This is a genomic window from Micromonospora sp. NPDC050980 (genome assembly GCF_040653835.1).
GTDB lineage: Bacteria > Actinomycetota > Actinomycetes > Mycobacteriales > Micromonosporaceae > Micromonospora.
Window position 1 is genome coordinate 51719 of the sequence record NZ_JBFAGS010000023.1, and the last position, 25661, is coordinate 77379.

Sequence of the window (25661 nt, forward strand, 5' to 3'; positions counted from 1 at the left end):
CCACCCGTACGGGCGGTGTTCGCCGAGCACCTCGGCCACAACCAGCCGGCCCCACAACCGGAACGACCTGCTGATCGCCCCCTGCCGTCGCGCCGGCCAGGCACCCACCACACCGAGCAGCTCCGCCGCAGCCAGCAGTGGCCGCGACGCCTTGATCATCACCATTTGCGATGACCAGCCAACCGTCTCGGCCACCCACGTGTCCGAGGCGCCGCATCTCGCCTGAGCTTGCCAGCCGCCCCAGGCGGGGGCGCCCATTGCGCCACCGGCCGGGCGAGACGGCCGTTCTTTCCCTCTTCCAGGTCCAGCACGGCCTCGGATCCCGCGAGCGCCTGTCAGCAGGCCGTGGTCACACCCCACCAAAAGCCAACGGCGACCAATCCCTGGTCGCCGCCCTCACCCTGTCTGAAGGGACAAGCAACATGATCCAACTCCCGATCTGCCCTGTCTGCAGCGAACCGGTCACAGACCAGCCCGCCGAGAACTGGACCAGCGCCTACCGCGGTGGCAGCGCCCCGTGGTGGCATCTGGCGGACAACACGCCCATCTGCGCGGCTGCCGACGGCAGCCACGCCCAGGCGGCCTTCGTCGAGGACGGGCTCCCGGCCGACAGCGAGACCAGCAGCTGGATCGACGCGATGAGCCACCTGTTCGCAATCGACGGCCCCTGCGACCCCGCCCGGCTGGGCAGCGCCATCACCGCAGCCGAGCACCTCACCCGCTGGCTGCACACGGCCACCGGGCCGTTGAGCGCGATGCTGGCCCTGCCGACGCCCTGCGACGTCGCGTCCCTGGTCGGGCACCTGCACCGCACCACGCGGCTGCTCGCCCGGGTGCACGCACAGACCGGGTCCTACCTGCTCGACCAGGCCCGCCAGGCACACTTCACCGGCCTCGACGACGACAGCGAGGTGCGCGGCGAGGTCGTCGACGTGACCCACGACGTCGGCACGTGGCTGCAGATCGCAGCCAACTGGTCCGCCCAGGCGGCGCAGGAGACAGGCGCCGCCTGGTCCAGCGCCCGCACGGTCGCTGCCCTGACAGCCACTTCCGCCGGGCGAAGGGACGAGAAGCGATCGTCCTCCACCGCGGCCGGCACGGAACACCAGGAAGACCAGCAGTGACCCGCGCAGCGCCCACGCCGGCGAAGGCGACGCCACGCCGCGAGGGACGACACTGGTCGACCGCAGCTGCGGCGAGCGCAGGGGAGACTTTGACCTCAGCAAGATTCCGCCGCGCCTGCGACAGGTCCTCGACGACCTGCGTGCTGGTCGCCGCGACCCGGACCCCGGACGGTTGGCGCCACGCCGGCCGAGACCAGCCGACCTGCTCCCGCCGTGGCGGTATCCCGGCCGCCCTCGACCGCAGGGTGCCCGGCTCGACCCGGCCGAGTGGCCGGTGGCGGTGGTCGATGCCCACGGCTGACTACACGCCGCCGCGAGGCAGCACGGCCGTGTTCTCCGGCCGGTGGTTGCGCTACGAGCCGGTCCCCGGCTTCCACCGCTACTACGAGGGCTACCTCGCGACGGTGACCGGCTGGTGGAACGGCGCCTTCGAACTCACCCTCGACCGCGAGGCGGTGACCGCCCTGGTCCAGACGTTCGCCGCGATGGGCAACTACGTCGGCGGTGACTGGCACACCGTCGACTTCGACGGGCACACCCTCACCGTCGCCCGTCCGGTGTCCCTTGGCAGCGGCGTCCACCTCGTGCAGCCCACTGCAGGGCGGTACCGGATCGGCTGGGGCCTGCCGTGGCGCCCGGTCGACCCGAGCCGCTGCGACCGCGTCTTCGGCCAGCCGTAGCCGCACGGCCGCCAGCACAGGGCGTGCAAGGCCCTGCCCGAGCGTCGACGGCGCCGGCGAGATCCGGTGATCGCACTTGATCACGAGGCGCTGTCGAAGCATGCATGGAAGCACGCCACATCCCGGCATACCGATCAGCAGTCCCAAGGGGAGGACAGATGGACCACACAACCGACCAGACTCCGGCGCCCAGCGCCCTCGACAAGGTCGCCGCAGCTCTGGCAGAACTCGGCCGAGAAACGGCCGCCGCGATCGCACAGCGCGCCGGCGTCGGCTACTCGACGGCCACCAAGCGGCTTCGCAAGCTGGAGGAAGACGGCCAGGCCGAACCGTTCCGCGCCGCCGACGGCCGCACGCTCTGGCGGCACACCGCGACCGCGGCGGCCAGCACTGACAGCGGCGACCCGCCGGCAACCACGACCGACGCCAGCGGCGACCCGCCCCACGCACCCGCACCGACCGACGACGACGCAGGCGAGGCTCAAAGACCGGACGAGCCCCCCGCGCCGGCGCAGGAGACGGGGGCCGCCGTGGCGGCGGAACCGGACGACGGGTCAACCAGCATCCAGCCGGACGACGTACACCCACCAACGCCAGACAGCGACGCGGATCGGCCGACCCCGCAGGACCAGCCGCGTCAGGCGGACAGCGGCCTAAGCGAGGCGACCGCAACCGACGCCGAGTCCACCCCGGCCGACGCCGAGGCCCCGGTCGCTGCCGACACATCTGGTGAGGCAGATTCCGAACCCAGCACGGACCCGGAAGGCAGCGACGGCTCCACCCGGCCCAGCAGCCCAGCTGAGGCTGCGAGCGCGTCGGGTGGCGAGAAGCCACGCCGGTCCAAGGGCAGCCTGCGAGGGGCCATCCTCGACGTGCTCGAAGCCCACCCCGACCAGCCGTTCAAGACCAGCCAACTGTGCAAGGCCATCGACCAGGCCAACGACGGCAGCGGATCTGCCAAGGCCAGCGCGGGCGCGGTCGTCAACGCCCTGCACAAGCTCGTCGCCGACCACCTCGCCGTGCAGGTCGTCGAGAAGCCGGCGGCCTTTCAACTCGCCCCGAAGACCGACTAGCAGCTAATCCACCGCTGGTAGCCCGGGGCGGGCGTCGAACTTGGCGGAACCACGCCCGCCCCGGTGCTCCTTTACCGACAAGGAGCGACATCGAGTGTCCCACCTGACCTCCTATCTCACCGCGGCCGGCGGAGTCCTCGCCGGTCTCGCCGCCGCAACGGCACTGCTCGTCCGGCAGCGGCAGGTCATTCACCATCAGCGACAGGCGCTGGCCGATCGCGACCGCGGCCGGTCCTACTGGCACCGCTTGGCCACCCACAACGACACGACCGGCCTGCCGAACCGGCGGGCCCTGTGGACCCACCTCGAGGCCACGTTCTCGCTCGGGGAACCGCTTGGGCTCATCCTCATCGACCTCGACGGTTTCAAGCAGGTCAACGACACCTACGGCCACGAGCACGGCAACGACCTGCTGCACGAGGTCGGCCGCCGCCTGATGGCCCTCGGGCCGTCGGTCGCCCTGGCCGCGCACCTGGCTGGCGACGAGTTCGCCCTCGTCGTGCACGGCGACGTCGGTGAGGTCGATACCGCCGCCCAGGCCGCCCACCGGCGCATCTCGACGCGCCCCTACGAGATCGCCGGCCAGCAGGTGACCGTCACCGCCAGCGTCGGCTACGCCGCCGCCGAACCCGGCATGCTGCCGCGCGACCTTCTGCACGCCGCCGACCAGGCCATGTACCTGTCCAAACGCAAGCGCAGCGGCATCCGCGCCCACGACCCGAGCCACGTCACGCCGCCGTGTCCCGTCACCCGCTACCGCGACCTGCGGTAACACGCACCCGGCGCAGCACTAAGCCTCCGCAACCACCTGGAGCCCCGCAGGCCGATCGGCCTGCGGGGCTTCGCGTCCGTCAAGGAGCCGATCCCCGTGATGTCCTTCAACGCCGTCCACGCCCTGACCGGGTGCCTGCTGCACATCGAGGCCAGCGCCGACCTCCTCGGCTGGGGCCGCCCGCCTCTCCTGCTGCTCGTCCAGGACCGGCCCGCCCCATCCGCAACCAACGGCACGAGGCGCCAGATGCGCGCCGTCCACCTACCGCTGAACGACACCCGCATGGGCCGCTACCGCGCCGGACTCGCCGATTTCCTGCCGGACCTCGCCGCCGCGCTCGACATCGACCAGCCGGTCGCCCGGCCCACGCTGGCCGCCTGCGTCGACATCAGCCTGATCGCGGACCTCCTCGCCGATCCCACACCCGGACTCCGCCTGTTGGCCTGGGCCGTCTGCTACGAGGACGTCCTCGTCGCCTCCGACGGCCCGCACGAGATCCGCCGCGTCGACGCGGTCGACGCCGACCGCCGCAGCTACCAGATCACGAGGCTGCGGGGCGAACCGCACCCCGTGGTCTGCATCGACGACCACCTCGACCACGACGACACGCCGGCCACCCGCTCTGCACTGGCGCGCCTCATCGAGAGCACCAGCCGGCCCGATCGGTCCACGCCGACGACCTCCTGAAAGCCGCCGACGCCACGCCGGCGAGCGCGGCTCCCGACCTCACCCCGCGCGGCGGACACCGTGCCCTACGGCACCACCCAAGTGAACGACTTGACCTTCGCCTAGAGAAGAGCGTCGATCAAGCAGGTCATTGCCCGAGGCGGCCATCAGGCGAAACGCCGGTTGGACGGTGACCCAGGCCCAGAACCCGACGGAAGGTCACCCGCAATGTCTGACCGCAGCCGAATCCGCCCGTCCCACCGCGCCCTCCTGCCCAGCGACGTCACCGACCCCCTGCTGTGGCGGCTGGCCGTGGACGTCCTCACCGCCCACCAACCCGGACCCGGCGACCGGTGCGCCAACCTGCAGTGCGCCGACCAGGCCGGGCCCTGTTCGGCGGCCAGGCAGGCACAACGGGCAATGGGCGCCGCGCGAGCCGCGCAACCGACACACCTGCCGCAGCCGGCACCCACCCGAGAACCCGCGCCACAGCGGCCGGTCCGCGACTGCGGCGGTTTCGTCGGCTGGTTCACCGCCGGTGTCGCCGCCACCGCCACGCGCCTACGAACGCGGATCCCGCAGCGGCTGCCCCGCCGCGTCCCCGGCGCCACCCTGATCACCGCGTACGCCGCGTAGCCGCAGCCCAGACGCACCGACCACGCCACCGAACCCCCGACCAGGAGGAACTCGTGACCTTTCGCACCGAGACCACTCTCGCCGGCTACGCCCGAGCCGCCGTCGAGATGAAGACCCGCATGCACGAGTACTGCGCCAGCACCGCCGGCGGAGAGTACACCCGGGCCTTCGTCGAGACCCTCCTCGCCAGCCGTCCCGAAGACCACGGCGACGAGGCGCATCCCCACCAAAAGCTCACCGACGTCATCAACCGCGCCAGTAGCGCGGTCTGGGCGCAGGGCGAGGCATACGTGCTCGCCCCCGCCATGACCGCCGTCGTCGCCGCAGCCGCCGAATCCCTCGACCTCACCGGCGACCTCCTCACCGCCGACGCCGCCCCCACCGACGGTGGCGTGCTCTTCCTGCCCGAGGCGATCTACCACCGCGACCTGGCAGGACAGGTCAGCGCCATCGCCGCGATCACCTGGGCCACCATCGCCTCCCCCAACGGACGGTCATGGCTGATCTGCGGCTGGGCACACCGGGACGACCCCGAGGACCCCCACGCCACCCGCATCCAGGGCTACGCCCGCCAAGACCCGACCCTGCTGTCGCGCCTCGGCCCGTACGTGCTGACGAACCTGGACATGCTGCCGATCGCCGCACCCGTGCCCGCCGTCGCACACCCGGACATCGACGAGCCCGACCGCGACTGGGAGACCGCACCCGACGGCCGGTACGTCATCGCCGACGCCACCGCCCGCACCCGCGTCTGCGCGGCGATCGCCTACGCGTTCTGGCGCATCCAGGCCCAACCCATCAGCGTCGCCGCGCCCGCACCACTGGACCGGCCCGCCCGGCGCCGCGCCGCACGCGCCCGCATCGTGCACGACACCCGCGTCGTGATGCTGCGGCGCACCTCGGCGTTGACCGAGCCCACAGGCGGCCCGCCCAAGTGGCACTACCGCGTCCGGTTCGTCGTACGCGGCCACTGGCGTCGCCTCATCGACAAGCACGGGCAGGCGCAGAGGATCTGGGTCCGCGTGCACCTCAAGGGACCAGACGACGCGCCGCTGCTGCACGGCGACAAGGTCGCCGTCCTCGCCCGCTAGCCCCGGCACCCACGCCGATCCGCCACCGACGACCGCGTGGCCCACCACGGCCGCGCGGTCGTCGCCGTACCCGAGCACACCACCACGACGAGGAGACACGACCCGTGGACACCAGCTGCTACGTCAGCGTTACCGATCCCGTCCAGCCGAGCATCGTCCGCGCCCGCTACGTCCACTTCGACGGCTACCCCTTGGCGCTCATCCCGCAGCTACGCGGTATCTGGGCCAAGACCGCCCGCCGCGACACTCACGCTCTCATCGACGCGGTCCTCGCCCACGACTGGTTCTATCTCGGATTCGACATCACCCGAAACACGCGGTCGTTCCCGAACCAGCACCCCGTGCGGGGAGTCGGCGTGACGCTCGACGACGCCCCGGAACCTGTCACCGTCTTCCCGCTCAGCCGCGCCGTCGACCTCGGCGCCTCGTGGATCTACGTGATCAGCCCGACTGACGACACCGTCTCCGTGCACACCGGCGACGGCGATCCAGTCGGTGTCCACCCCCTCGGCTCACCGGCAACCAGGAGGACCACCGTCCTGCCCGACCGCGCCTGTCCCCTCGTCCAGCGACACGCCACGCCTTCCCGCGCGCCCATGGCGCGGCCCTACCGCGCCCGTCACCTCGACCGCCGGGAGCCGAGGTGAAGCTCCGATCTCTGGTGTCACTCGCGGTGGCGCTCGTCGCCGTGTTCATCCTCTGCGCCGGTGGGCTCGGCGGATTACTCGGCGGCGGCACGGCCGCCGCCGAGTGTGTCCCCATGGCCACCTCACCCGGCTCCCCGTCGCCCACCACTGCGTCACCAACCGGGACGCCCGCCGGGTGGCCGGCGATCGGTGACTGGGACAGCGACCAGGTCGGCAACGCCGCCGCGATCGTCACCACCGGCGCCCGCCTCGGACTACCAGCCCGAGGCTGGGTGATCGCGGTCGCCACCGCCATGCAGGAGAGCACCCTGCGGAACCTGGCCGGCGGCGACCGGGACTCGGTCGGGCTGTTCCAGCAGCGCCCCAGCCAAGGGTGGGGCACCCCCGCCCAGCTTCAGGACCCCGTCTACGCGTCGGAGAAGTTCTTCAACACGCTGGTCACGATCAGCGGCTGGCAGGCGATGCCGCTCACCGAGGCCGCCCAGGCCGTGCAGGTCAGCGCCTTCCCCGACGCCTACGCGAAATGGGAGGGACCGGCCAACCAGCTGGTCACCGCGATCGCCGACACCGCCGGCCTACCCACCGACGGCCTGGCCGGGTGCGGGGCCACCGGCCCGTGGACGCAGCCGGTCCTCGCCCCTGTCGGATCAGGGTTCCGTACCAGTGACCGGCCGGGCCATGACGGCGTCGACCTGAGCGCCCCGCGCGGCACCGTCATCCGCGCGGCGTCCGCCGGGACCGTCCGCACGGTCCGCTGCAACGCCGTCTACGCCGACACCGGCGCCGAATGGGGCTGCGACCGCGACGGCGACCCCGTTCTCACGCGCGGGTGCGGCTGGTACGTGGACATCGACCATGCCGGTGGGCTGCTCACCCGCTACTGCCACATGGACCAGCCGCCGATGGTGACGGTTGGGCAGCCCGTCGCCGCTGGCCAGCCCATCGGCGTCGTCGGCTCCACCGGCCACAGCTCCGGCCCGCACCTGCACTACGAGGTGCACCACAACGGCGATGCCAGCCCGAACGGCGCGATCGACCCGGTGCCCTTCATGGCGGCTCAGAACGCCCCGCTCGGCACAAGGCCCTAGAGGCGATGCCGGCGGGTCCATGGCACCCAAGCTCGGCTGCCGTCCCGCCCGGGACGACCGCCGCAACCCCCACCCACACATCCCCGAGGAGGAAAGGCACGTGAGCACACCCACGCTGATCGGCGTTGCCGCGTTTCGCGGCAGGTACACCGCCCGCTTGATCCAGTTCGGCGAGGGTCCGGAGGTTCTGGTGCCGCTGCTGCGCCGGATCTGGACCGACACGTTCGGCCGTGACACCGACGCTATGGCCGCCGCGCTGCTGGCCCGCAACTGGTGGTCCCTCGCCGTCAACCCCAAGCCTCGGCGATGGGACCGGCAGCCGCCCGTACCGGGGCTGGGCTACCCGGCCGGGAACGACGCGATCCGGCAGGGCTCGCTGCGTGAGGACCTTGACGGGTTTCTCGAGTGGCTGTACCTGCTGCACCTCGACCAGCGGCGGCTGGTGGTGTACGAGGCGACGGTCCACGGCCGCTGGCTGCGGCACAGTCTCCACCACCTTGACCCGGTCGAGGACCTGTTCGTCACCGAACCCGCCCTCGACGAGGGCGGGTCGGGGATGACGGTGTGCACCGTGTGCGGCGCGGTCGATGAGATCGACCACGTCGAGGTGCCGTCCATGGCCGGCTACGGCTACGACACTGCCACCAGATGCACCCGCTGCGGCTCCTCTGTCGCCACCGACCCGATGTTCGGCGACCACGTCACCCGCAAGCCCTGGCCGCCGCACGCCTCCACGACGGGTGACGCGACGGGCAGCACCCGATGAGCACGCCCGACCCGATGCCGTCGCCGCCCACTGGCGGCCTATCCACTCATCGATCGGAGAGCACCATGATCTACCAGCCTGGCCAGCGCGTCGCCCTGGTCCATACCAGCGACCCGTACACCTGGTTGCGGCCCGAAGACACCGGCACCGTCCGCCGCCACGACCAGCGGCACAACCTCGTCGAGATCACCTGGGACAGCGGCTCGACACTGTCGATGTGCCTCGACGCCGGCGACCGCATCGCACCGGCCACCACCCCGTCGCCCACCGGCGATCCGGTCGCCGAGGCCACCGGATGGGCCGCCGTTCTGCGCCAGATGGGGGCTGCCGGCACCGAAGCCGGACGCACCGCCGCCGAATGGTGGGCGCAGGACACCATCGGCGCCCGCACCGACGGCGACACCCTCCTGGCCGCGCGCCGGATCCTGGTCGGCATCGAGGACGGCGATCCCGCCGTCCTCAACGCCCTGCCCCACTTCTCCTCGGCGGGAGAGTCGGTCGACATCGCCGGGTGGGAGCTGTTCGTCGAGGCCACCGGCGACTCCACGGGCTGGTTCGGGCTGCGCATCCCGCAGCGCGACGAGGCGATGGCCGTCTACCGCGAAGCCTTCGACACCGCCGTCGTCGACCGCGTCGCCGACCTGTGTCACCTCGCGGCCAGCCCCACCGGCGTCGACTTGTCTCACCTGCACCCCGACCGGGTCCGTATCGGCGGCGTCGGTGTGTTCTCCGGCGAGTGGGCGCGCACCACCGGACCGGACGGCGACGACCGGATCGAGGTCGGGTTCGTCGGCACTCTGATCGACCACTGGAACGGGTGGGCGGTGTTCTCCTGCACCCGAGCGGTGGCCGAGGCGATCGTCGCCGACCAGCAGCGCCACCGCGACCAGTACCGCCACCGCCTGCGCGAGCAGGGCGTGCCGGCCGACGACCTGGACCGTCGGGTCGACGCGGAACTGGCCGACCTGTCCTTCGACGGCGACGTGATCGTCGCCGACCAGCGGGCCCTGTCCGACGACCCGGACGCCATCGACCGCATCTCCCCGGACGGTGACGGCCGGTACGTGGTGATGGGCCGCAGCTGGTGCTGGGAGGCCGTCGACCCGTACGCCTGCGACCGGATCGTCGGCGACCTGCCCGACCCCGACCAGGCGTAGGGCGCAGACCCGACCCAGGCCGGACTGGCACCGGCAGACAGGTGACACCGACAAGAAGGGAAACCGGAGCACCTTGCGCGGGCCGGACGCCGGCCTGCGACTCCCGATTCCGGCCGCGCCTTCCCCCGCCGGTAGGCGCTCGACCTGAACACCGCTCCGCGTAGCCGAGCACGTGCGCTCTTCCCGCCCGCTGTGGCCCACCACCGCCGCCGCGCGCCCGGGAAGGGGCGCGCGGCGGCTTCATTCGCCAAGGAGCACCTCATGCCACACCTGAATCGCACGCCAACCTGCCGGTCGCTGACCGACCACGCGCCAGCGCCGCAGCTGCCCGCCGACGACTTGATCACCTGCGGGACCGCAGGTATCGGTTGCACCCCGAACGCAGCCATCGTCGGAGGTGCCCGGTGACCTCGCCTCGAACCGCCAAGCCCAAGGCCAAGCCCCGCCCGATGTTCGGTCCGGTCCTGGCCCTGCTCGCGGCCGAACCGCACCGCGCCTTCTCCATCGGCGACCTGGGCAAGGAACTGCCCGGCCGGTCGTCCGGGGCGATCGGCTCCGTCCTGAACCGCCTCGTTGACCGCAGCTGGGCGACCATGTCCACCGGATCGCCCCGCCGGTACACCATCACCGCCGAGGGCATCGACGCGTTCACCGCGGGAGCCGGCACCAGCCGTGCCCCCTCGGCCGCCGCCGGCACACCCACGGCGCCCGCCGCGCTGGCACCTGCCCCGACCGGCCCGGTTCCCCCGCGTCCCGGCGCTGTCCTGCGTCCCAACGGGGTCTGGTACCTGCCCCGCCAGCTCGGCGACAGCACCGACGTCGAGGTGCTGCGCCGGCTGCGCCGCGACACCATCGCGGTGCTGCTCTACGGGCCACCCGGCACCGGCAAGACCAGCCTCATCGAGGCCGCCTACGCCGATGCGATTACCGTCGCCGGTCACGGCGACACCACCGTCGAGGACCTCGTCGGCAACTACGTCCCGCTGCCCGACGGCGGCTTCGAATTCGCCTACGGGCCGCTCGTGACCGCCATGCGTCAGGGACGCGCCCTGTTCATCGACGACGCCACCCTCATCCCACCCCGCGTGCTGGCCGCCCTGTATCCGGCGATGGACGGCCGGGCCACCATCACCATCGCCGCCCACCACAACGAAGTCGTGACCGCCACCGACGGGTTCTTCGTCTGCGCCGGCCACAACCCCGGCGTGCACGGCGCCATCCTCACCGAAGCCCTCGCCTCCCGGTTCTCCGTGCACATCGAGGTCACCACCGATTTCCAGCTCGCCCGCTCGCTGGGCGTACCCAACGGCGCCATCGACGCGGCGATCGCCCTTAACGCCCGGATGCGCAAGCACGAGATCGACTGGGCGCCGCAACTACGCGAGCTGCTGGCGTTCAAGCGCGTCGCCGCGAGCCTCGGCCTCGCCGCCGCCGTGGCCAACCTCGCCGCGATCGCACCCGAGGCCGACCGGCAAGCCGTCGTCGAGGCCCTCCAACGGGCCTACCGCGGCGCCACCATCACCCCCCTCACCCTCGGCAAGCAGAAGTAAGGCAGGTCGTCATGACCAGCGTTTCCGCACACCTGCGCCCCTCCGGCGCCAGCCCTGCCTCCGCGGCCCCGGCCGCCTCACCCTGGCGCCGATGGTCAGCGGCCTGGACCAGACAGGCCGCGACACTCACCGGTCGACCCGACGCCCGCGTGACCGTCACCCCGGCGGCCGGCGGCCCACCCGGCTTCAGCTACCCCGCCACCGCCCAAATCCAGGTCGACGCCGACCTCATCGCCGACCCTGCGCTCGCCGACCCCCGCCGGCCCGGGCACCGGTCGAAGGTCCCCGTCGCCTACGGCGTCCTGCTGCACGAGTGCGCCCATGTCATCCACTCCCAGTGGGATCCACCAATCACGGTGGCGCCCGTCGTCCGGGAGGCCGCGCTCCTGCTCGAGGAGTCACGCATCGAACGACGCTACCGCGACACCCGACCCCGCGACCGGCGGTGGCTACGCCGCGCCGTCACCAGCATCATCGACCCCGCCGACACACCCACCGACACCCTGTGGAGCGCCGCCTACGCCGCCGGGCTGCTCCTCGCCCGAGTCGACGCCCGAATCCTCTACCCCGCCGACGTCCGCGAGGCACGGCGTGCCATCACCAAGGTCCTCGGCCGCAAGCTGATCCGGGGACTGCGCGCCATCTGGCGCGAAGCCCACACCGTCGGCGACACCGACACCACCCGCATGATCGAACTCGGTGAACGCTGGTGCCGCCTGCTCGGCATCGACCCGACCGTCACCCCGGGCCTGCCCGCCGACGACGCGGTCACCAGCGCGATCGCGGCGGCCATCGCCGGTGCCCTCGACGCGATCCTCCACAACCCCGCCGACACCCCGGAACCCGCAAGCGACAGCTCCCGTCCCCACGGACCCGGCATCCATGTCGACACCGACACGCCGATCACCTGGGCCGAACGCGACGCCCGCGACGCCGAACGCCACGCCGCCAACCGGCTCACCGCCCTGCTGGGCCGCGCCCGCCACCGCGAACCCGCCCGCACCCGCGAACCCAGCAGCGCACCGCCCGGACGGCTGCTCACCCGCGCCGCGGTGACCCTCGCCGCCCAACGCGCCAGCGGCGCCATCCCCACCGCCCAGCCGTGGCAGCGCACCGTACGCCGCCCCGTCCCCGACCCCGAGCTGACCGTCGGCATCCTCATCGACGCATCCGGCTCGATGGAGGACTTCGCGAAACCCATGTCCTCCGCCGCGTGGATCGTCGCCCAGGCCGCCACCCGCGCCGGAGCGACCAGCGCGACCCTCGCCTACGGCGACCGGATCACCGTGCTCATCCCACCCGGCCGCCGCCCGGCCAAGGTCCGAGACATGCAAGCCGACGCCGGCACGGAACGGTTCGTCGAAGCCTGCGCCGAAGCCGACCGGCTCCTGCACCTGTCCACCCCCGGCACCGCGCGGCTGCTCGTCGTCGTCTCCGACGGCCACTACGTCAACCCCGACGAAAGCCAGGCCACCATCACCCGCCTCCACCACACCGGCTGCGCCGTCCTCTGGCTCGCACCCGACAACAAAGGCTGGCCGCCCAGGGTCTACGACAACACCACCACCATCACCGTCGACGACCCCACCACCTGTATCAACCTCATCGGCCAAGCAGCCATCGACGCCCTGACCAGAGCCTGAACCCGCACCCCGTCGCGGGGCCTCGTCGACACAGGGCACAGCGGGGACGGATCCCGACCACACATCGTCAGGACCGTCCCCGCTGTCCACCCGCAGGTCCATGATCCGCAGCCCGCGACGCAGGCGCACAGACGAACCCCGCGCACGACTTGTCTCCGCCGCCGCATGGAGCGCCAATTCGCCCGAGACCTTCGGGCCAGATGTCGCGCCGTGCACCAAGGCGACCCCACGCCCACACGACTGAGGGAAACAAGCATGTCTGCCGCTGAACCCACCCCGTCACCGGCCGAACCAATCTTCGTCGACCGCCACGATCTGCCGTACGTCGAGCGTCCCTGGGGGCCGATGTACCTCTCACCCTGCTGCCTCGCGGCCGTCACCATCTTCGTCGACGACGGCGTCCTCTATTGCAAGAAGTGCTACCAGGGCGTCGACGAGCGCCTGGCCGCCATCCCCGAGCCGCGCGAGCCAGCACTACCGCTGCAACAGCACCAACGCCGAGCCGGGACCGCCGTTGCACACCGGGCGCGGCCCGTGGTCGCGATTGACGTCGACGGCGTCCTCAACCCCGACCACCAGCCCACCGCCCGCCAGCTCGGCTACCACCGACACCACTACGACGGTCCCGGTCCCACCGGCCAGCACGTCTCCGGCGAGGTGTGGCTGCACCCCGACCACGGCGCCTGGCTCCGAGAACTCTCCCGCGACGCCGACCTCGTCTGGTGCACGAGCTGGGGCGCGCTCGCCGCGACCTGGATCGCACCCCGGCTCGGCCTGCCGGCCGACCTGCAGGTCATCGATGTAGGCGATGGCGGCGTGCGGTTCGGGCGCCAGCTCAAGCTCGCCCCGCTGTACCGCGCCATCGGCGGACGGCCGCTGGCCGTTCTCGACGACGAGTTCGGCGGCCGGGATGGCGCAGAGGCCACCGACCGCACCGCGCGTGGAAGGGCAACCCTGCTGGTCCCCGTCGACAGTGCCACCGGCCTACAACGGAGCCACATCAATCAGATCATCCACTGGCTCCACCAGCTCCCCTCCAACGCTCAAGAGGCGCACACACCGGGCGATACTGCGATCGGGCCGGCTGCACCTGGTGGAGGCGACACGTCATCGGAGGCGGCCCGGGACCTCAGCGTCGGCGATCCGGTGCTACGGAAGTCACGGATGCTGTCCAGGCAGTGCCGCACGTGCATCTTCCGGCCCGGCAACCTCATGCACCTGTCCGAGGGCCGCCTCCGTGCACTGGTAGCCGAGGCACGGCGCGACGAGGGGTTCGTGGTCTGCCACGACACCCTTCCCTACTCTCAGTATCCGGAGGCCAAGCCGGCTATCTGTCGGGGTTTTGCCGACCGCTACTCGACCCAGGCGCTCCAGGTCATCGAGCGACTCTTCGGGTTCGTGGAAGTTGACCCACCCGGCGAGGACGCGGCCGGGACCGACGACACCGCGCCACCGCACGACAACACCACCGGTACGGCCCAGCCCCGCTCGGCGGGGTAGAACTGCGGCAATCGAGGTTGGGCTGGGCGGCAATCGCTCAGCCCACCTACGGGCTCACGAGTAAGAAGCGCGGCCCTTCTCTCGTCTGTCGGTGTCGGCGTACCGGCGCAAGCACAGAGCATCGTACGGCCCAAAGTACGGACCCTGAGTCAGGACGCCCCACCCGTCGACACCCGGCCCAAGTCACCGTATGTAACGGATGCTCTGGGCGAGTCGTCGCGCCAGCGGCACCTGAACCAGCGGGGGCCTGGCGGGACGCTCGTCGACGGACAGGTCACGCGACCCGGTCACCCGCCGGCCCTTCGACCGGCGCGACCGCGTTCCGCACTCGGGCACCGGCGTGTCTGCTGGGAGGTGACGAAGGACCACGACCGAGCCATCGGGGTCCGTCGGCGACTTGGGTGACAGCCAGGCCGTCAAGACCCAGCAGCCGAGCCATACCATCATCCATGCCTGCGGCTCTTCACTTGTGATCGACTTGCCAAGACAACAAGATGAGCAATGAGAGCCGCAAGTCACCTCCCACCGGCGGTCCCCTTTGAATGGTCGGTTACGTCAGCCCGAGGAGCCGACGATGGATGACGAGATTGAGCTGATCAGTGAGCCATTTTCATCCTGCGTTGCGGTCGGCTTCGACGTGGTGCAGGACGAGGATGGCCTGCACGATCGCGGTCGCTCGGCGTGGGCAGCAGCGCAGCTTGACCAGGATTTTCCAGGTCTTGAGTGTGGCGATCGCGCGTTCGCCGCGGGCGCGGATCTTCGCGTGGGCCCGGTTGACGGCCTTCTGCCGGCGTGACAGCTTCGGCCGGAAGCGGCGCCGCTTGAACGGGGTGCGCACGCTGCCGTCAGCGCCTTGATAGCCCTTGTCCGCGAAGGTCATCACGTCGGCGCTGGTCAGGGCGTCAATGATGCCGTGAGTGCGGGCGGCGGTCAGGTCGTGCGTCGAGCCGGGCAGCGCGGCCGAGGCCCAGACGAGACGCCCGGCCGCGTCGGCGATAACCTGCACGTTCACTCCGTGACGCTTGTGTTTTCCGGAGTAGTACGGCTTCTGGTTGGCGACCCGGTCGATCGGGATCAGGGTGCCGTCGAGGATTGCGTAGGCGAGCAGCCGGATCCTGGTCATGGCCGTGGCCAGGTGGTCGGCGGTCGCGGCGAGCAGGTCGATGGCCTCGCGGACATAACGCCAGGCCGTCGTGACGCCGATCTCGAATCCGGCGGCCAGGCGGGTCAGGGTGTCGCCGTTGCGCAGGTGGGCCAGGGCGAGCAGGGCTTGCCGGCCGGGGTCGAGGCGTCGCCATCGGGACCGTCGCTGCTGGCGGCGGGTTCGGATGAGGGCGGCGAGGTGGTTCAGGCTGCGGGTGGACAACGGAATCGCGGCAGGGTAAGACAGCACAGCGAGGCTCCCGGTTGGGGCATCTGATCTTGGTCGATTGCTGTCTTACCGGGAGCCTCGTCCTACATGGACACCGACCCCCCGCACCGCCCGTGACCTGCACCATCACGATGAAAATGGCTCAGTGACGGCGATGGCCTCGCGGTCATCGGGAACCCGACGGCTGTCGAGCGCTTCCTCGACTCGGTCGGACTGCTGTCATTGTCGAAGGATCTCGGATTGGACAGGCTCGGATCTGTCCTCGGCGCCGGGGCTGGAGTCGCACAGGCAGCCTCCAAGATTGCCGCCAACTCAAGTCGGTACGTGAAGCTGACCAAGGAATCCGCACAGCTTGTCAATGAGCTCGGGTTGATGAAGACCAAGACGCGAGGCGTCAGCCATGCGATGTTGGGGAGACCGGGCTCGATCAGTAGGTGGCTCCAGATCGAGAACGGGGCGGGATCGTTTGCGACCAACCCGGCGCTTGTCTCGGGTGCCGCAGGGATCATGGCGCAGTTCGCGAGGCAGCATGAGATGAACGAGATCACCCAGCTTCTCACCACGATCGACGAGAAACTCGACGACGTGCGCCGCGCGCAGAGGGACGCCGTGCTGGCGAAGATGGACGGGGCCGCCTCCGCCATCAAGGAGGCCATGACCATCCGGGAGCATGTGGGCCGGGTCTCCGAGGTCGCGTGGTCGAAGGTGCAGGCTACGTCCGTAACGATCGCAGACACCCAGGCGTATGCGTTGCGTCAACTCGACGCACTCGCGGAGAAGATGGAGAGCAAGACCAAGGTCGGTTATCTCGCTAAGACGGCCAAGGAAACAGAGCGCGGTGTTGGGGTGTGGCTCGCTGTTCTGGCTCGTTGCTTCCAGCTGCAGGATGAGATTGCAGTCTTGGAACTCGACCGGGTGCTGGACGCATCTCCGGCTGATCTGGACGGGCATCGCCTCGCACTGAGCGTTGCCCGGCAGGGCCGGCGGAAACTCATCTTGCTGAAGACCAAGTATCTAATGGACCGCATGGATGCGGCTGCTGGCATTGCCACCTCGAATGTGCTGCTGCACGCCACTACGTCCCGTGCTGTAGTGGACTCCATCAACCATGTCGGAATCGTCATCGATGACTTCCACGGCCCACTCGGAATCGAGTTCGGTCGAGATTCATTGGAGGCGCCCCGATGGTGGGACGCCGCTCGCGATCCGAGGCAGTTGAAGAACGCGGGCGCGGAGGCGGGGCGCATAGCGCTCGTAGGATCCGTCGGGGTGGGCCTGACGGCCGCGTCGGTCGTGGTGGCGAAGATCGCGGCGAAGAAGCGGTGAGCGAGTATGGGTCATCAGTAGGGGGACTGCCTCCGAACATTGGAGATTAACAAGGCAAATGGCTAGCGGCACTGGAGGTTCCGTGGAGCGCAGTGCCGCTGAGTGCGTACAAGTGCCAAGCCTGGTCGTGGTGTGGCGAGTGCGAAGGTGCGAGCGTATGCGACTAGGCTCGTTCGATCGGTTGGGCCGCTAAGCAATTAATCAGCCCAGCGGCCCAACCGTCTTATTGGTCCGGCCCAGTGCGGAATGCATCGCCTTTTGCAGCCCGGTCCATCACGCGCTCGACGATCCTGCTGACAACTCGTCCAGTATCCCGCCATTTCATGGCTAGGCGGTCGGTGTCCATACCATGCTCGGCCAGGATGTCTCGAAGCTGTTCGAGGTCTAGCGCTGATAGCCGGTCGCGTAGCGCCTGTTCGCCATGTTCTGCGTACACGGAGAACGGGTCCCACGGCCCGGCGCTTCGACGAGTGCGCCGGGTAGGAGCGGCGCGTGGCGCTCCTACCTTCTCCTCCAGCCGCTGTCGTCCCAGCGCGTCGCTTAGAGCTGTGGCCAGTCGCTTGTTTCGGGCCGCCTCGGCTGCGACTGCGGACACAAGACCGGCCAGCGTCAACGCGAGATCGGGGTTAACGGACTGAAGTTCGTCGATGGCCGGTTGAAGTAAGTCGAGTGCATCCCCGTGCGCCTGTCGTGGCTCCGGCTGAATCGCGCGCTCGGAGGGTTGGGTCATAGGGAGCGCTCCGCCCGCTTTGCCAGTTCGTCGGTCAGGGCCTCGAGCCGGTCGTAGTGGCCCTGGTAGCCCCATCGCTGGCGAAGGGTAGAGGAAGCCACGAACTCGGCCGCCGCCGCGACATTGTCCCCTAGGGGAATCATCGTCTCGAAGAGCTGCGGAACCTTGTTCTTTCGAGCGTCGGCGCGCAAGCGCCGGAGGGTGTTGTCGTGGGTCGTCGTTCCAGCTCTGTACATGTTGATGATCGTGCCCATTGGAACGATCTCATCACCCGCTAGGCCCTCGGCGAAGTTCTCTACCCGCGTCATGATCTGCGGGATGCCGTAGGTGCTCAGCACGTCTGGCTTCGTGGGGATCACGTAGCCGTGCGACATCCGGAGTCCGTTCATCGTGATGAGGCCCAGATTGGGCGGGCAGTCGATGAACACGTAGTCGTAGTCCGGGAGGAGCTTGCGTGTTGCTTTGTGGAGCAGGTCGACGGGCCTATCAGTGAAGAGCCGTCCGGTCGGCATCGTTGCCAGCAGATCTTGTACATCGATAAGTTTCAGGGAGCTTGGTAGCAGATCGAGCTTCTTTACCGCGCTGACCGGAGAAACACCCAGCTGCAGCGTGTCGTGCAGACTGAACTGAGGCGGGTTCTTGTCTGGTCGCAGGGCGTCCTCGAATAGCGTTGCCAGTGTATGGCCTGCCTGATCCAACTTCTCCCACGACTTCTCGCCGATGAGCATCGCTGTCGCGTTTGTTTGAGGATCTAGGTCGATGACCAGGACCTTCGCGTTGCGCCGGGCCGCCATGATCTCGGCGAGGGCCACGGTAAGGGTGGTCTTGCCGACCCCACCCTTCAGGTTGATCATGGAGATCACGTACGGCATGGATTTCCTCCTGCGGGCGATGTATCGCTGGATCTGTTCCAAGCGGAAGACCGGTCCGGCAGCGAGATCAGCTGCCGGCCGCGGAAAGCGCGAGTCTCGGGCTCGCCAGTTCGATACGACGTTTCGGGCCACTCCTGCCAGTTCCGCGATTTCCGCCAAACCGAGAAGGTCGGGCGGCTCCTCGCCAGTTCCTGGGGGGTGCCGCATGCTTGGGGTGTCCGGCAATGGCGCTCCTGTGAATGATGTACACGGCCGTTCGGAGTACATGTGTATCACATACACACCCCATGGGCAATCAACTTCGCCGCCGCGGCCACTGTCACCCGATATGCGCCAATTTCAGTGATCTAGCGCTGAGTGCCGCCGTTCGCTACGAAGTCGCGGGTCGAACAGCGCCCTCGCGGCAAGGCCGCCACGCTGCTGCAACACCCGGCCGCTCACCGCCACCGACAACTGCCGCCGCGACCTGGCCCGTGACCGGATCGCGGACCTACGCCATTTGGACCGGCGCCTGCACACCAACCAGGCCCAGATCCGGTAGGTCGTGAGCGAGACGCACTCCACCATCACCGACATCCGCGGCGTCGGGCACATCATCGCCGGGAAGATCGTCCGCCATGTCGGTGACGTCACCGGCTTCGGCGGGTCCGTCGCCTGGCAATGCCCGGTCGCCGGGGGTAGTCCGGCGGCAGGTATCGGTAGACCGATCGCAGCGACTTGCCGATCCTCTCGGCGAGCAGCTCAGGGTCCAGGTTCGGCTCCTTGCGCAGCCAGTAGGCCACTGCCTGCGCGGTTCCCTGGGGCACCTCCAAGGCCTCGTCCTTCGCGTCGTCGCCGGCAGCATCCTGATCGCCGTCGTCCGTCGCCTCGTCGGCGTCCTCGCCAGTGACGTCCTTGTCGTCCTCGCTTGCGTCTGCCGGGTCCGCGACGGCCGGCTCGTCCGGTGACACGGATCCAGGCGGGCCAGCGTAGCGGCTCTCCGCAGTCTGCTGGTGGCTGCCCGAGGCGGGATCAGGGTTCTCCGCCTCTGGCTCTGGTTTCGGCTCCTGCCGGTCTTCGCCTGGCGTGTCCGCCGCCGACGCGGTGGGCGGTTGTGGCGGGGAGGGGGCGGGCTCAAGTGCCGGTGGCGCGTCGGCGAGGCGTTCTCGCCTGAACCAGCGATGGCGTTGACGGGCACTGTGGGCCGTCATGATCCGCTCTGGGGTGAGGTCCGCGGCCAGGAGCGTGGTCAGCCCGTTGTAGTCGGCGGTGGCCGCGAGGCGTGCTGCGATCTCGTCCAGGTCGTACACCTGCACTGCGATGTCGGCGGTGGTGGGGTCCACCGCGGCTCTGATCTTGCGGTGGAGCACCTTGGCGATAGCGGCGTCGCGGTGTCGGCGGGCGATCGCGTCGCGGGCCGCGGTCAGGGACTCGTACAGGTCGAGGCCGTCGGCCTTGGCCATGGACCGCGCCCGGGAGGTGATGACGGGGTGGCAGATCCAGTGGCCGAACACCTCGTAGGCGGGGGGTGTGGGCGGCAGGCCTCCGATGACGCGCAGCCGGTCACGGCGCTGGTTGCCCGCGTGCATCAACCAGACGAGGTACCCGAGGGCGGACATGCCCGCGTAGAAGCCGCCGACCAGGTGGTCGGGGTGGACGACCCAGTTGAAGGCCACGGCCCAGGCGGCGATCGCGGCGGACAGCAGGCGTGACACGACCGCCTGCTCGCCGAGGCGGCGCCGCACGTCGGCGTTGGCCATCACGACCACGCCGCCCAGTTCGAGCGCCGCGACGGCCGGGACCGCGACGACCACCGGGACGCCCAGCGTTTCGACGACGCCGGTGACCTGTCCGACGAGGGCGACCAGCAGCACCAGCACGTAGAACGCCCGACGCATCCAGGCGGCGTGCCGGACCGCTGTGGCCAGGTCGACGTCCAGCGCGTCGCGGGTCGTCGGGGGTGGGGCATCCGGATGTGTCGACCCGGCCTGACGGTCACCGCCCGGCGCGGGACCGCCGGCTTGCGCGGCTGCCGGTGGCGGCCACACGGCGCCGTTGCGGCCACCGGTCGCCGCGTGCGGGCCGTCGCCGCCGTGGGCGGGCTGATCGTGTGGGCTGTCGCCACGTGCTTCGGGTGTCACCGGAGAGTGGAGGGTCATGGGTGTTGTCCACGGTCACGGGGATGCGGCTTTCCGGTCGGCCGCTGCTGGCGCAGGCCGGCGACGAGCCGGTCGGCGAGGGCGAGGGTGTCGTCGCTGGGGTCGGCGTCGATCTCTTCGAGCCGGCGGATGAGTGTCCGGCGCAGGGCGCGGATCTCGTCGAGGTGTCCCAGCGCGGCCCGGGTGCGCATCGCCTGCTGGTAGACGGCCTCGGCGTACGGGTCGTGGCGCATTGCGGCGTCCAGGACGGCCAGGGCTCGTGTCGGGTCTGCGGTCGCGGCGGCGAGGGCGATGTGGGCGTCGAGGGCTTGGCGGCGGCTGCCCTCGCGGTGTGCCTCGATCCATTCGTAGCCGCACCCGTCGGCGAGTGCGCCGTCGTAGGCGTTGACGGCGCGTTGCAGTGCGGCGGTCCGGTCGGCGTGGGTGGTGGCGCGCTCGGCGTCGCGCAGCGCGTCGCGCATTCGCCACAGGTCGGTGTCGAACGCGGCGCGATTGAGGGTGTAGCGGCGCGATGGGTGGGTGACGTAGTCGGCGGGGCCGCCGGTGCGGGCGAGGGTCTTGCGCAGCGCGGACACGTAGGTGTGCAGGCGGTGCGGCGCTTTCGCCGCAGGGGCGTCGGGAAGCAGATCGTCGAGGATGTTGTCCTGTGCCGCGTCGCCGTCGTGGACGACGAGGTAGACCAGCAGTTCGAGGGCTTTCGCCCGCAGCGGCACGGTCGTGTCCATGTCCACGATGCGGGCGCCGCCGAGCACCCGCACCTCGACGCGTCCGAGGGCGAACTGGTCGTCTCCTGCTGGCTGCGGATCTTCGGCAGCGGGATCACGCGGCTCGTTCGAGTGTGAGACGACAGGAGCGGAGTCCTCGGTGGCGGGGGTCGGCTCGTCGTTGACGGGCACAGGCCCGTCGGGGTCGGTTTTCTCGGCGTGGTCGGCCTTGTCGGTGCCGGCAGTGCCTGCCGGGGCCGGTTGCGGGTCCTGACCGGCGGCAGGTCGCGGTGTTTCGGTCGGTGCCGGCGCTCGGCGCTCGCCGGTGTGCGCTTCGGCGATCGTGGCGAGCAGGTCGATGGTCTCGGGTGGGGTGAGGACGCTGAGGCGGCCGACGTCGGCGGGGTGCGTGCCGTGGCGGGTTTCCCCGTCAGCGGGGGTGGTGGTGCCGTCGGCGTCGACGGCGACGGTGTTCCCGTCTGGCCAGGCGCCGAGAAGGATGCCGTGGATGTCGAGGCGTTGTCCCTGGGCCAGGAGCGCGGCGATCCTGGCGCGTTCGTGGCGGGCCGCGGCGTCGGCGATCAGCAGGATGGGCGGCTGCGGCTCCTCGTAGGGGTCGGCGCGGCGCAGCTCGGCGATGGTATCGACCTCGTGCTGGTAGGCCAGGCGGGTGCGGTGCAGGGTTTGCGCTTCGAGGATGTCCAGGGCGTCGTCGAGTCCGCCGGTGACGGTCAGGCGGGGGGTTTCGGGCAGCGCGACGGCGGCGGCGCCCAGCAGGGTGGCGGCGGTCGCCGCGGGGATCACCACCCAGCTGCGCGCGTCGGGGTCGTCCAGGCCGCCGGCGGCGAGGGCGGCGGTGAGGAACCCTCGGCCGGCGGCCTCCGCGCCGGGACCGGTGAGCCCGAGGCCGGCTGGTGGCCAGACCGCGGCCAGTGGATTGTCCAGTGCCGGCACGACTGGCACGGGCGGGGTGTCCTGTTCGTCCGCCCCGGCGGAGGCTTCGGGGCTGGCTTCGTGGTCCTCGACGCCCTGTGCCTGGCTGTCGTCGTCGACGGGAGGATGACGATGCGCGCCGTCGGTGCTGGCTTCGAGAGGGCTTGCGGTGTCGAGGATGCCCAAGCCGTGGCTGTCGTTGCCCGCCTCGGGACGCAGGCTGCGGCGGATCTGGGTCACGACTGCGGGCATCGGCTCGAGATCAGGGTCGTTGGTGCGGGTGCGGGTGTGGGGGCTGGGCGGGCGCGGCTGGTAGCGGCGACGGCGGTGGGCCCAGACCAGCGTGGCGGCTGCCGCGATCGCGAGGGCGAGGCCGAGGTCGATCCAGCTTCCGCTCAGCAGCGCAATGCCGTGCGGACGTTCCGCCTTGGCCAATGGGCTGCTGGCCGGGGCGGGTGTGTTTGTAGCAGGGCTGTTCGGTGCGCCGCCTGCTGCCGGCGGTGCCGGACTTGCCGGCGCGGGCGTTTGCGCCGGTGGGGGGTCGGTGACGCCGTCATCGCCTGGACGGTCTGTGGTCCGGCTTGGCTGGGGCGAGGCGGTTGCGGGGCTGGCTGGCTCGCTCGCCGACGCGGTCGGTGCCGGCGACTCTGGAGCTGCCGAGGGCTTGTCTACGGGGGTCGGTGGCGGGTCGGCGGGAGGTGTGGGGCGGGCGGCGGCTGGTGGGACGGCGTCTTCCGGTAGTTCCAGGGTCCAGCCGGGGTAGATGAGGTGGGGGCTGCTGAACGTGCCGCCGACCGTGTCGAAGTGGGTGCCGCGGTTCAAGGCCCAGATCTCTGGCCAGCGGCTGGCGTCGCCGAGCCAGTCCTTGGCGATCTCGGAGAGGGTGTCGCCGTGTTGCACGGTGCAGGTGTAGCTCTGGCTGGCGGCGATGAGGGTAATCTGGCCGGCAGCGAGGCGCGTCGCGGGTCGTTCGGCTGCAGCGGCCGCGGTCCGCACGAGTGCGACGGGCACTGTCAATGGCGTGTCAGGGCCGCCGGTCACCGTGGCGGCTGCTGGGACGGCGGCTTCGTGTCCTGTCGCGATGGCCGGTGGGGTGAGAGCGGGTGCGGCTTGCGCGGCGGTGGCGAGGACGCCGCCGGTGATGGTGGCTACCAGGATGGCGGCGAGGCCCCGGGCGGGAGCGATGGCTCTTGGCTGCGGCAGGCGGATGCCCGCTGCGGCCTCGGCGACCTCCGCTATCAGTGACCAGATGAACGCCGCCCAGGCCACCCAGAGCAGGCACACGACGGTGTTGCCGAGGATCGTGTCGGTCAGCGGGGAGGTCAGGGCCGTGGCGACGTCCTGCCAGGTGGGGACCTGACGGGGTAGCGGCCAGCCGACGTATCGGATGAGCGCGTACGGCACGCCGGCGGTGAGCAGGACCAGAAGCGAGAGTCCGGCCAGGCGGCGGGCGGTGGCGGCGAGGAATGCGAACACTGGAGCTCCCGGTCGTGCGAGAGGCCTGGTCAGGATGGGGCGGTGACGCCGGTCTGGGGACTGGCGGTCGCGGTCGCGGAGACCGGCAGGGCGGTGATTCCGACGAGGTGCAGCAGCTGCGTGGGCCGGGTGCCGCTGATGGTTACGGTGACGGCGGTGGGGGTGGCGGACGCGGTGACCTGCCCGTCGACGCCGGCTTGTTGGGCGAAGCTCCGCGCGGCTGCGGCGGCTTGGGCGGGCTGGAGTTGGACAGTGCCGGTGGCCCTATAGGTGGTGAGGTCGATTTCGCGGGCGCCGGCCCGGGCGGCGGCCTGCGCGAGGTCGAGCAGCCGCACCTTGTCCGACATGCCCAGGCCCAGGTCGAGGACCAGGCCGGCGAGGATGAGGACGAGGACGACGCCGAAGATCGTCCACGGGGTGATCTGGCCTCGGTCGTCGTGGCGGGCCTGCCGCAGGCGGGTACGCAGCCGGTTCATGGCGTCGATGTCCCGCGGTAGGTGTCGAGGGGTTGGTGAGAGGTGCCGCGGATGGTGATCGTGCCGGGCAGGCCGAGGCCGTAGAGGTCTTCGAGGCGGACGGTGCACGCCACGGTGGCACTGACCTGCCCGCCGGAGACGAACGCGCCGGGGTCGACGGTGACCGTGGACGGCTGGCAGGTGAAGGGCCGCCCAGCCAGGGTGGCGGAGGCGCCGTCGGTGCCTGCGGCGCGGGCCTCGCCGGGCGTGCGGGCGAGGGACGCCTGGCGGGCCGCGGCGGCGGCAGCGGAGTTGACGTCGATGGCGGCCGAGGCCAGGCGCAGGCACGCCACCACCGCGAGGGCGGCCAGGACCATCAGGGGTACGTAGCTCAGCGCCATCTCGACGCTGACCGAACCCCGGTCTCCGCGCAGCCGAGGCGCCCGGCGGCGTGGGTGTCGGCTGCGGCGCTGCTCGCGGGTCACGTCGAGTCTCCTTCCACTCCAGGCGGCGAGGGGGCCAGCGACAGGGTCGAGGGGCGGAAACGCTCGACCGGGGCGCTGGCCTGGGTGCTGACCTGCAGCCGCAGGAACGGCACGACGGCGGGCACCCGGCCGGCCACGGCCACCGTGGCGGTGTCGGCGGTGCGGGTGACCGACACGCGCGGGTCGACGACGACCTGCCCGGCGACCTGGTCGAGGACGGTGGCGGCGTCGGCGCGGCCGGCGGCGGCGGTGCCGCCGGACACCCTGGTGGTTTGCAGGGCGTGGTTCGCGGCGTGCTGGACGCCGAGTTGGGCCAGGGCACACAGGGCGAACTGCACGCCGACGAGGACGAGCAGGAACAGCAGGGGCGCGTAGAGGACCACCTCGGTGGTGACCGACCCGCGGTCACCACCGAGCCGGCGTCGCCTGCCTCGTCGCGTGCGGTGCATGGCTAGAGGTTGATTCCGGTGATCTTGGTGATGATCTTGCCTTGGAAGATGGCGTAGACGGCCAGGACGAGGGTGACGAGCAGGGCGATCCACATGACCTTCTCGGTGGTCTCGCTGCCCCGGTCGCCGGAGTCGCGCAGCCGGCGGGCCCGGTCGGTGAGGGTGAGGTGTGCCAGGGTCAGCAGGGCCATCAGCTTGCTGGGGTGCACGGCGTTTCTCCTTCTGGTGTGTCGTGTCGGTAACGCCGTGGGTTCTTCCACGGCTTGCTGGTGAAACGTCGGTCGAGGTCGAGGTGGTAGGCGCTGGTTGCCTCGCGGTGCCACCGTTG

At 70.6% G+C, this 25661-nt stretch carries 24 protein-coding genes; 15 read left to right on the plus strand and 9 right to left on the minus strand.

From position 1 onward, the window contains the following. The first annotated feature begins 257 nt into the window (after nt 1–257). The 14 genes from AB0H28_RS25650 to AB0H28_RS25715 all read left to right on the plus strand — a co-directional run bounded on the left by AB0H28_RS25650 (nt 258) and on the right by AB0H28_RS25715 (nt 14393). Nucleotides 258–1124, plus strand: a complete 867-nt coding sequence (locus tag AB0H28_RS25650) for a hypothetical protein (RefSeq protein ID WP_358045111.1) — start codon at nt 258–260, stop codon at nt 1122–1124. 287 nt (nt 1125–1411) lie between these two features. Next, nucleotides 1412–1804, plus strand: a complete 393-nt coding sequence (locus AB0H28_RS25655) for a hypothetical protein (RefSeq protein WP_358045114.1) — start codon at nt 1412–1414, stop codon at nt 1802–1804. A 104-nt stretch (nt 1805–1908) separates the two neighbouring features. Then, nucleotides 1909–2877, plus strand: coding sequence for a MarR family transcriptional regulator (locus AB0H28_RS25660; RefSeq protein WP_358045117.1), 969 nt, complete (start codon nt 1909–1911; stop codon nt 2875–2877). A 94-nt stretch (nt 2878–2971) separates the two neighbouring features. After that, on the plus strand, nt 2972–3649 hold the full coding sequence (locus AB0H28_RS25665; protein ID WP_358045120.1) for a GGDEF domain-containing protein: 678 nt from the start codon (nt 2972–2974) through the stop codon (nt 3647–3649). Between the two features lie 99 nt (nt 3650–3748). After that, nucleotides 3749–4336 carry a hypothetical protein gene (locus AB0H28_RS25670; RefSeq protein ID WP_358045123.1) on the plus strand — a complete coding sequence of 196 codons (588 nt, stop codon included), beginning with the start codon at nt 3749–3751 and terminating at the stop codon, nt 4334–4336. Between the two features lie 207 nt (nt 4337–4543). Continuing rightward, nucleotides 4544–4951 (plus strand): hypothetical protein, encoded by a 408-nt coding sequence (locus tag AB0H28_RS25675; protein ID WP_358045126.1) that lies wholly within the window; start codon nt 4544–4546, stop codon nt 4949–4951. 53 nt (nt 4952–5004) lie between these two features. Beyond that, nucleotides 5005–6042 (plus strand): hypothetical protein, encoded by a 1038-nt coding sequence (locus tag AB0H28_RS25680; protein ID WP_358045129.1) that lies wholly within the window; start codon nt 5005–5007, stop codon nt 6040–6042. Nucleotides 6043–6146: 104 nt separating this feature from the next. Beyond that, a complete protein-coding gene (locus AB0H28_RS25685) occupies nt 6147–6689 on the plus strand; it encodes a hypothetical protein (protein WP_358045132.1) in 543 nt (180 codons plus the stop codon). Beyond that, a complete protein-coding gene (locus AB0H28_RS25690; RefSeq protein WP_358045135.1) occupies nt 6686–7777 on the plus strand; it encodes a M23 family metallopeptidase in 1092 nt (363 codons plus the stop codon). Before AB0H28_RS25685 ends, AB0H28_RS25690 begins: the two co-directional genes overlap by 4 nt. A 100-nt stretch (nt 7778–7877) precedes the next feature. Further along, a complete protein-coding gene (locus AB0H28_RS25695; RefSeq protein ID WP_358045137.1) occupies nt 7878–8543 on the plus strand; it encodes a hypothetical protein in 666 nt (221 codons plus the stop codon). Between the two features lie 65 nt (nt 8544–8608). Then, a complete protein-coding gene (locus AB0H28_RS25700; protein WP_358045140.1) occupies nt 8609–9700 on the plus strand; it encodes a DUF4314 domain-containing protein in 1092 nt (363 codons plus the stop codon). Nucleotides 9701–10104: 404 nt separating this feature from the next. Next, entirely contained in the window at nt 10105–11250 is a 1146-nt protein-coding gene (locus AB0H28_RS25705; protein WP_358045143.1) for an AAA family ATPase, read from the plus strand. Between the two features lie 149 nt (nt 11251–11399). Next, complete coding sequence (locus tag AB0H28_RS25710) at nt 11400–12893, plus strand: VWA domain-containing protein (protein WP_358045146.1); 1494 nt, start codon at nt 11400–11402, stop codon at nt 12891–12893. A gap of 255 nt (nt 12894–13148) precedes the next feature. Further along, nucleotides 13149–14393 (plus strand): HAD domain-containing protein, encoded by a 1245-nt coding sequence (locus tag AB0H28_RS25715; protein ID WP_358045149.1) that lies wholly within the window; start codon nt 13149–13151, stop codon nt 14391–14393. Between the two features lie 610 nt (nt 14394–15003). Here AB0H28_RS25715 and AB0H28_RS25720 read toward each other — a convergent pair. Next, a complete protein-coding gene (locus AB0H28_RS25720; protein WP_358045152.1) occupies nt 15004–15786 on the minus strand; it encodes a transposase family protein in 783 nt (260 codons plus the stop codon). A 303-nt stretch (nt 15787–16089) separates the two neighbouring features. On the opposite strand from AB0H28_RS25720, the gene AB0H28_RS25725 reads away from it, so the two are divergent. Continuing rightward, nucleotides 16090–17091, plus strand: coding sequence for a hypothetical protein (locus tag AB0H28_RS25725; RefSeq protein WP_358045155.1), 1002 nt, complete (start codon nt 16090–16092; stop codon nt 17089–17091). Between the two features lie 223 nt (nt 17092–17314). On the opposite strand, the gene AB0H28_RS25730 is transcribed toward AB0H28_RS25725, so the two are convergent. The 8 genes from AB0H28_RS25730 to AB0H28_RS25765 form a co-directional block, all read right to left on the minus strand. After that, on the minus strand, nt 17315–17821 hold the full coding sequence (locus AB0H28_RS25730) for a hypothetical protein (RefSeq protein WP_358045158.1): 507 nt from the start codon (nt 17819–17821) through the stop codon (nt 17315–17317). Next, nucleotides 17818–18693, minus strand: coding sequence for an AAA family ATPase (locus AB0H28_RS25735; RefSeq protein WP_358045161.1), 876 nt, complete (start codon nt 18691–18693; stop codon nt 17818–17820). The genes AB0H28_RS25730 and AB0H28_RS25735 overlap by 4 nt, the downstream gene beginning before the upstream one ends. Before the next feature lie 629 nt (nt 18694–19322). Next, nucleotides 19323–20552 (minus strand): hypothetical protein, encoded by a 1230-nt coding sequence (locus AB0H28_RS25740; RefSeq protein WP_358045163.1) that lies wholly within the window; start codon nt 20550–20552, stop codon nt 19323–19325. Between the two features lie 275 nt (nt 20553–20827). Beyond that, nucleotides 20828–23944, minus strand: coding sequence for a BTAD domain-containing putative transcriptional regulator (locus tag AB0H28_RS25745; protein WP_358045166.1), 3117 nt, complete (start codon nt 23942–23944; stop codon nt 20828–20830). Nucleotides 23945–23973: 29 nt separating this feature from the next. Beyond that, nucleotides 23974–24420 carry a pilus assembly protein TadG-related protein gene (locus AB0H28_RS25750; RefSeq protein ID WP_358045168.1) on the minus strand — a complete coding sequence of 149 codons (447 nt, stop codon included), beginning with the start codon at nt 24418–24420 and terminating at the stop codon, nt 23974–23976. Then, complete coding sequence (locus tag AB0H28_RS25755) at nt 24417–24884, minus strand: TadE family protein (protein ID WP_358045171.1); 468 nt, start codon at nt 24882–24884, stop codon at nt 24417–24419. The genes AB0H28_RS25750 and AB0H28_RS25755 overlap by 4 nt, the downstream gene beginning before the upstream one ends. Beyond that, nucleotides 24881–25333 (minus strand): TadE/TadG family type IV pilus assembly protein, encoded by a 453-nt coding sequence (locus AB0H28_RS25760; protein ID WP_358045174.1) that lies wholly within the window; start codon nt 25331–25333, stop codon nt 24881–24883. Before AB0H28_RS25760 ends, AB0H28_RS25755 begins: the two co-directional genes overlap by 4 nt. A 2-nt stretch (nt 25334–25335) precedes the next feature. Next, on the minus strand, nt 25336–25542 hold the full coding sequence (locus AB0H28_RS25765) for a hypothetical protein (RefSeq protein WP_013289174.1): 207 nt from the start codon (nt 25540–25542) through the stop codon (nt 25336–25338). Between the last annotated feature and the right edge of the window lie 119 nt (nt 25543–25661).

What these genes read in the sequence shown, in the direction of transcription:
- AB0H28_RS25655 (WP_358045114.1), top strand. Translation starts at nt 1,412, where the DNA reads ATGCCCACGGCTGACTACACGCCGCCGCGAGGCAGCACGGCCGTGTTC.
- AB0H28_RS25660 (WP_358045117.1), top strand. Translation starts at nt 1,909, where the DNA reads ATGGAAGCACGCCACATCCCGGCATACCGATCAGCAGTCCCAAGGGGA.
- AB0H28_RS25670 (WP_358045123.1), top strand. Translation starts at nt 3,749, where the DNA reads ATGTCCTTCAACGCCGTCCACGCCCTGACCGGGTGCCTGCTGCACATC.
- AB0H28_RS25675 (WP_358045126.1), top strand. Translation starts at nt 4,544, where the DNA reads ATGTCTGACCGCAGCCGAATCCGCCCGTCCCACCGCGCCCTCCTGCCC.
- AB0H28_RS25700 (WP_358045140.1), top strand. Translation starts at nt 8,609, where the DNA reads ATGATCTACCAGCCTGGCCAGCGCGTCGCCCTGGTCCATACCAGCGAC.
- AB0H28_RS25715 (WP_358045149.1), top strand. Translation starts at nt 13,149, where the DNA reads ATGTCTGCCGCTGAACCCACCCCGTCACCGGCCGAACCAATCTTCGTC.
- AB0H28_RS25730 (WP_358045158.1), bottom strand. Translation starts at nt 17,821, where the DNA reads ATGACCCAACCCTCCGAGCGCGCGATTCAGCCGGAGCCACGACAGGCG.
- AB0H28_RS25735 (WP_358045161.1), bottom strand. Translation starts at nt 18,693, where the DNA reads ATGCCGTACGTGATCTCCATGATCAACCTGAAGGGTGGGGTCGGCAAG.
- AB0H28_RS25750 (WP_358045168.1), bottom strand. Translation starts at nt 24,420, where the DNA reads ATGAACCGGCTGCGTACCCGCCTGCGGCAGGCCCGCCACGACGACCGA.
- AB0H28_RS25760 (WP_358045174.1), bottom strand. Translation starts at nt 25,333, where the DNA reads ATGCACCGCACGCGACGAGGCAGGCGACGCCGGCTCGGTGGTGACCGC.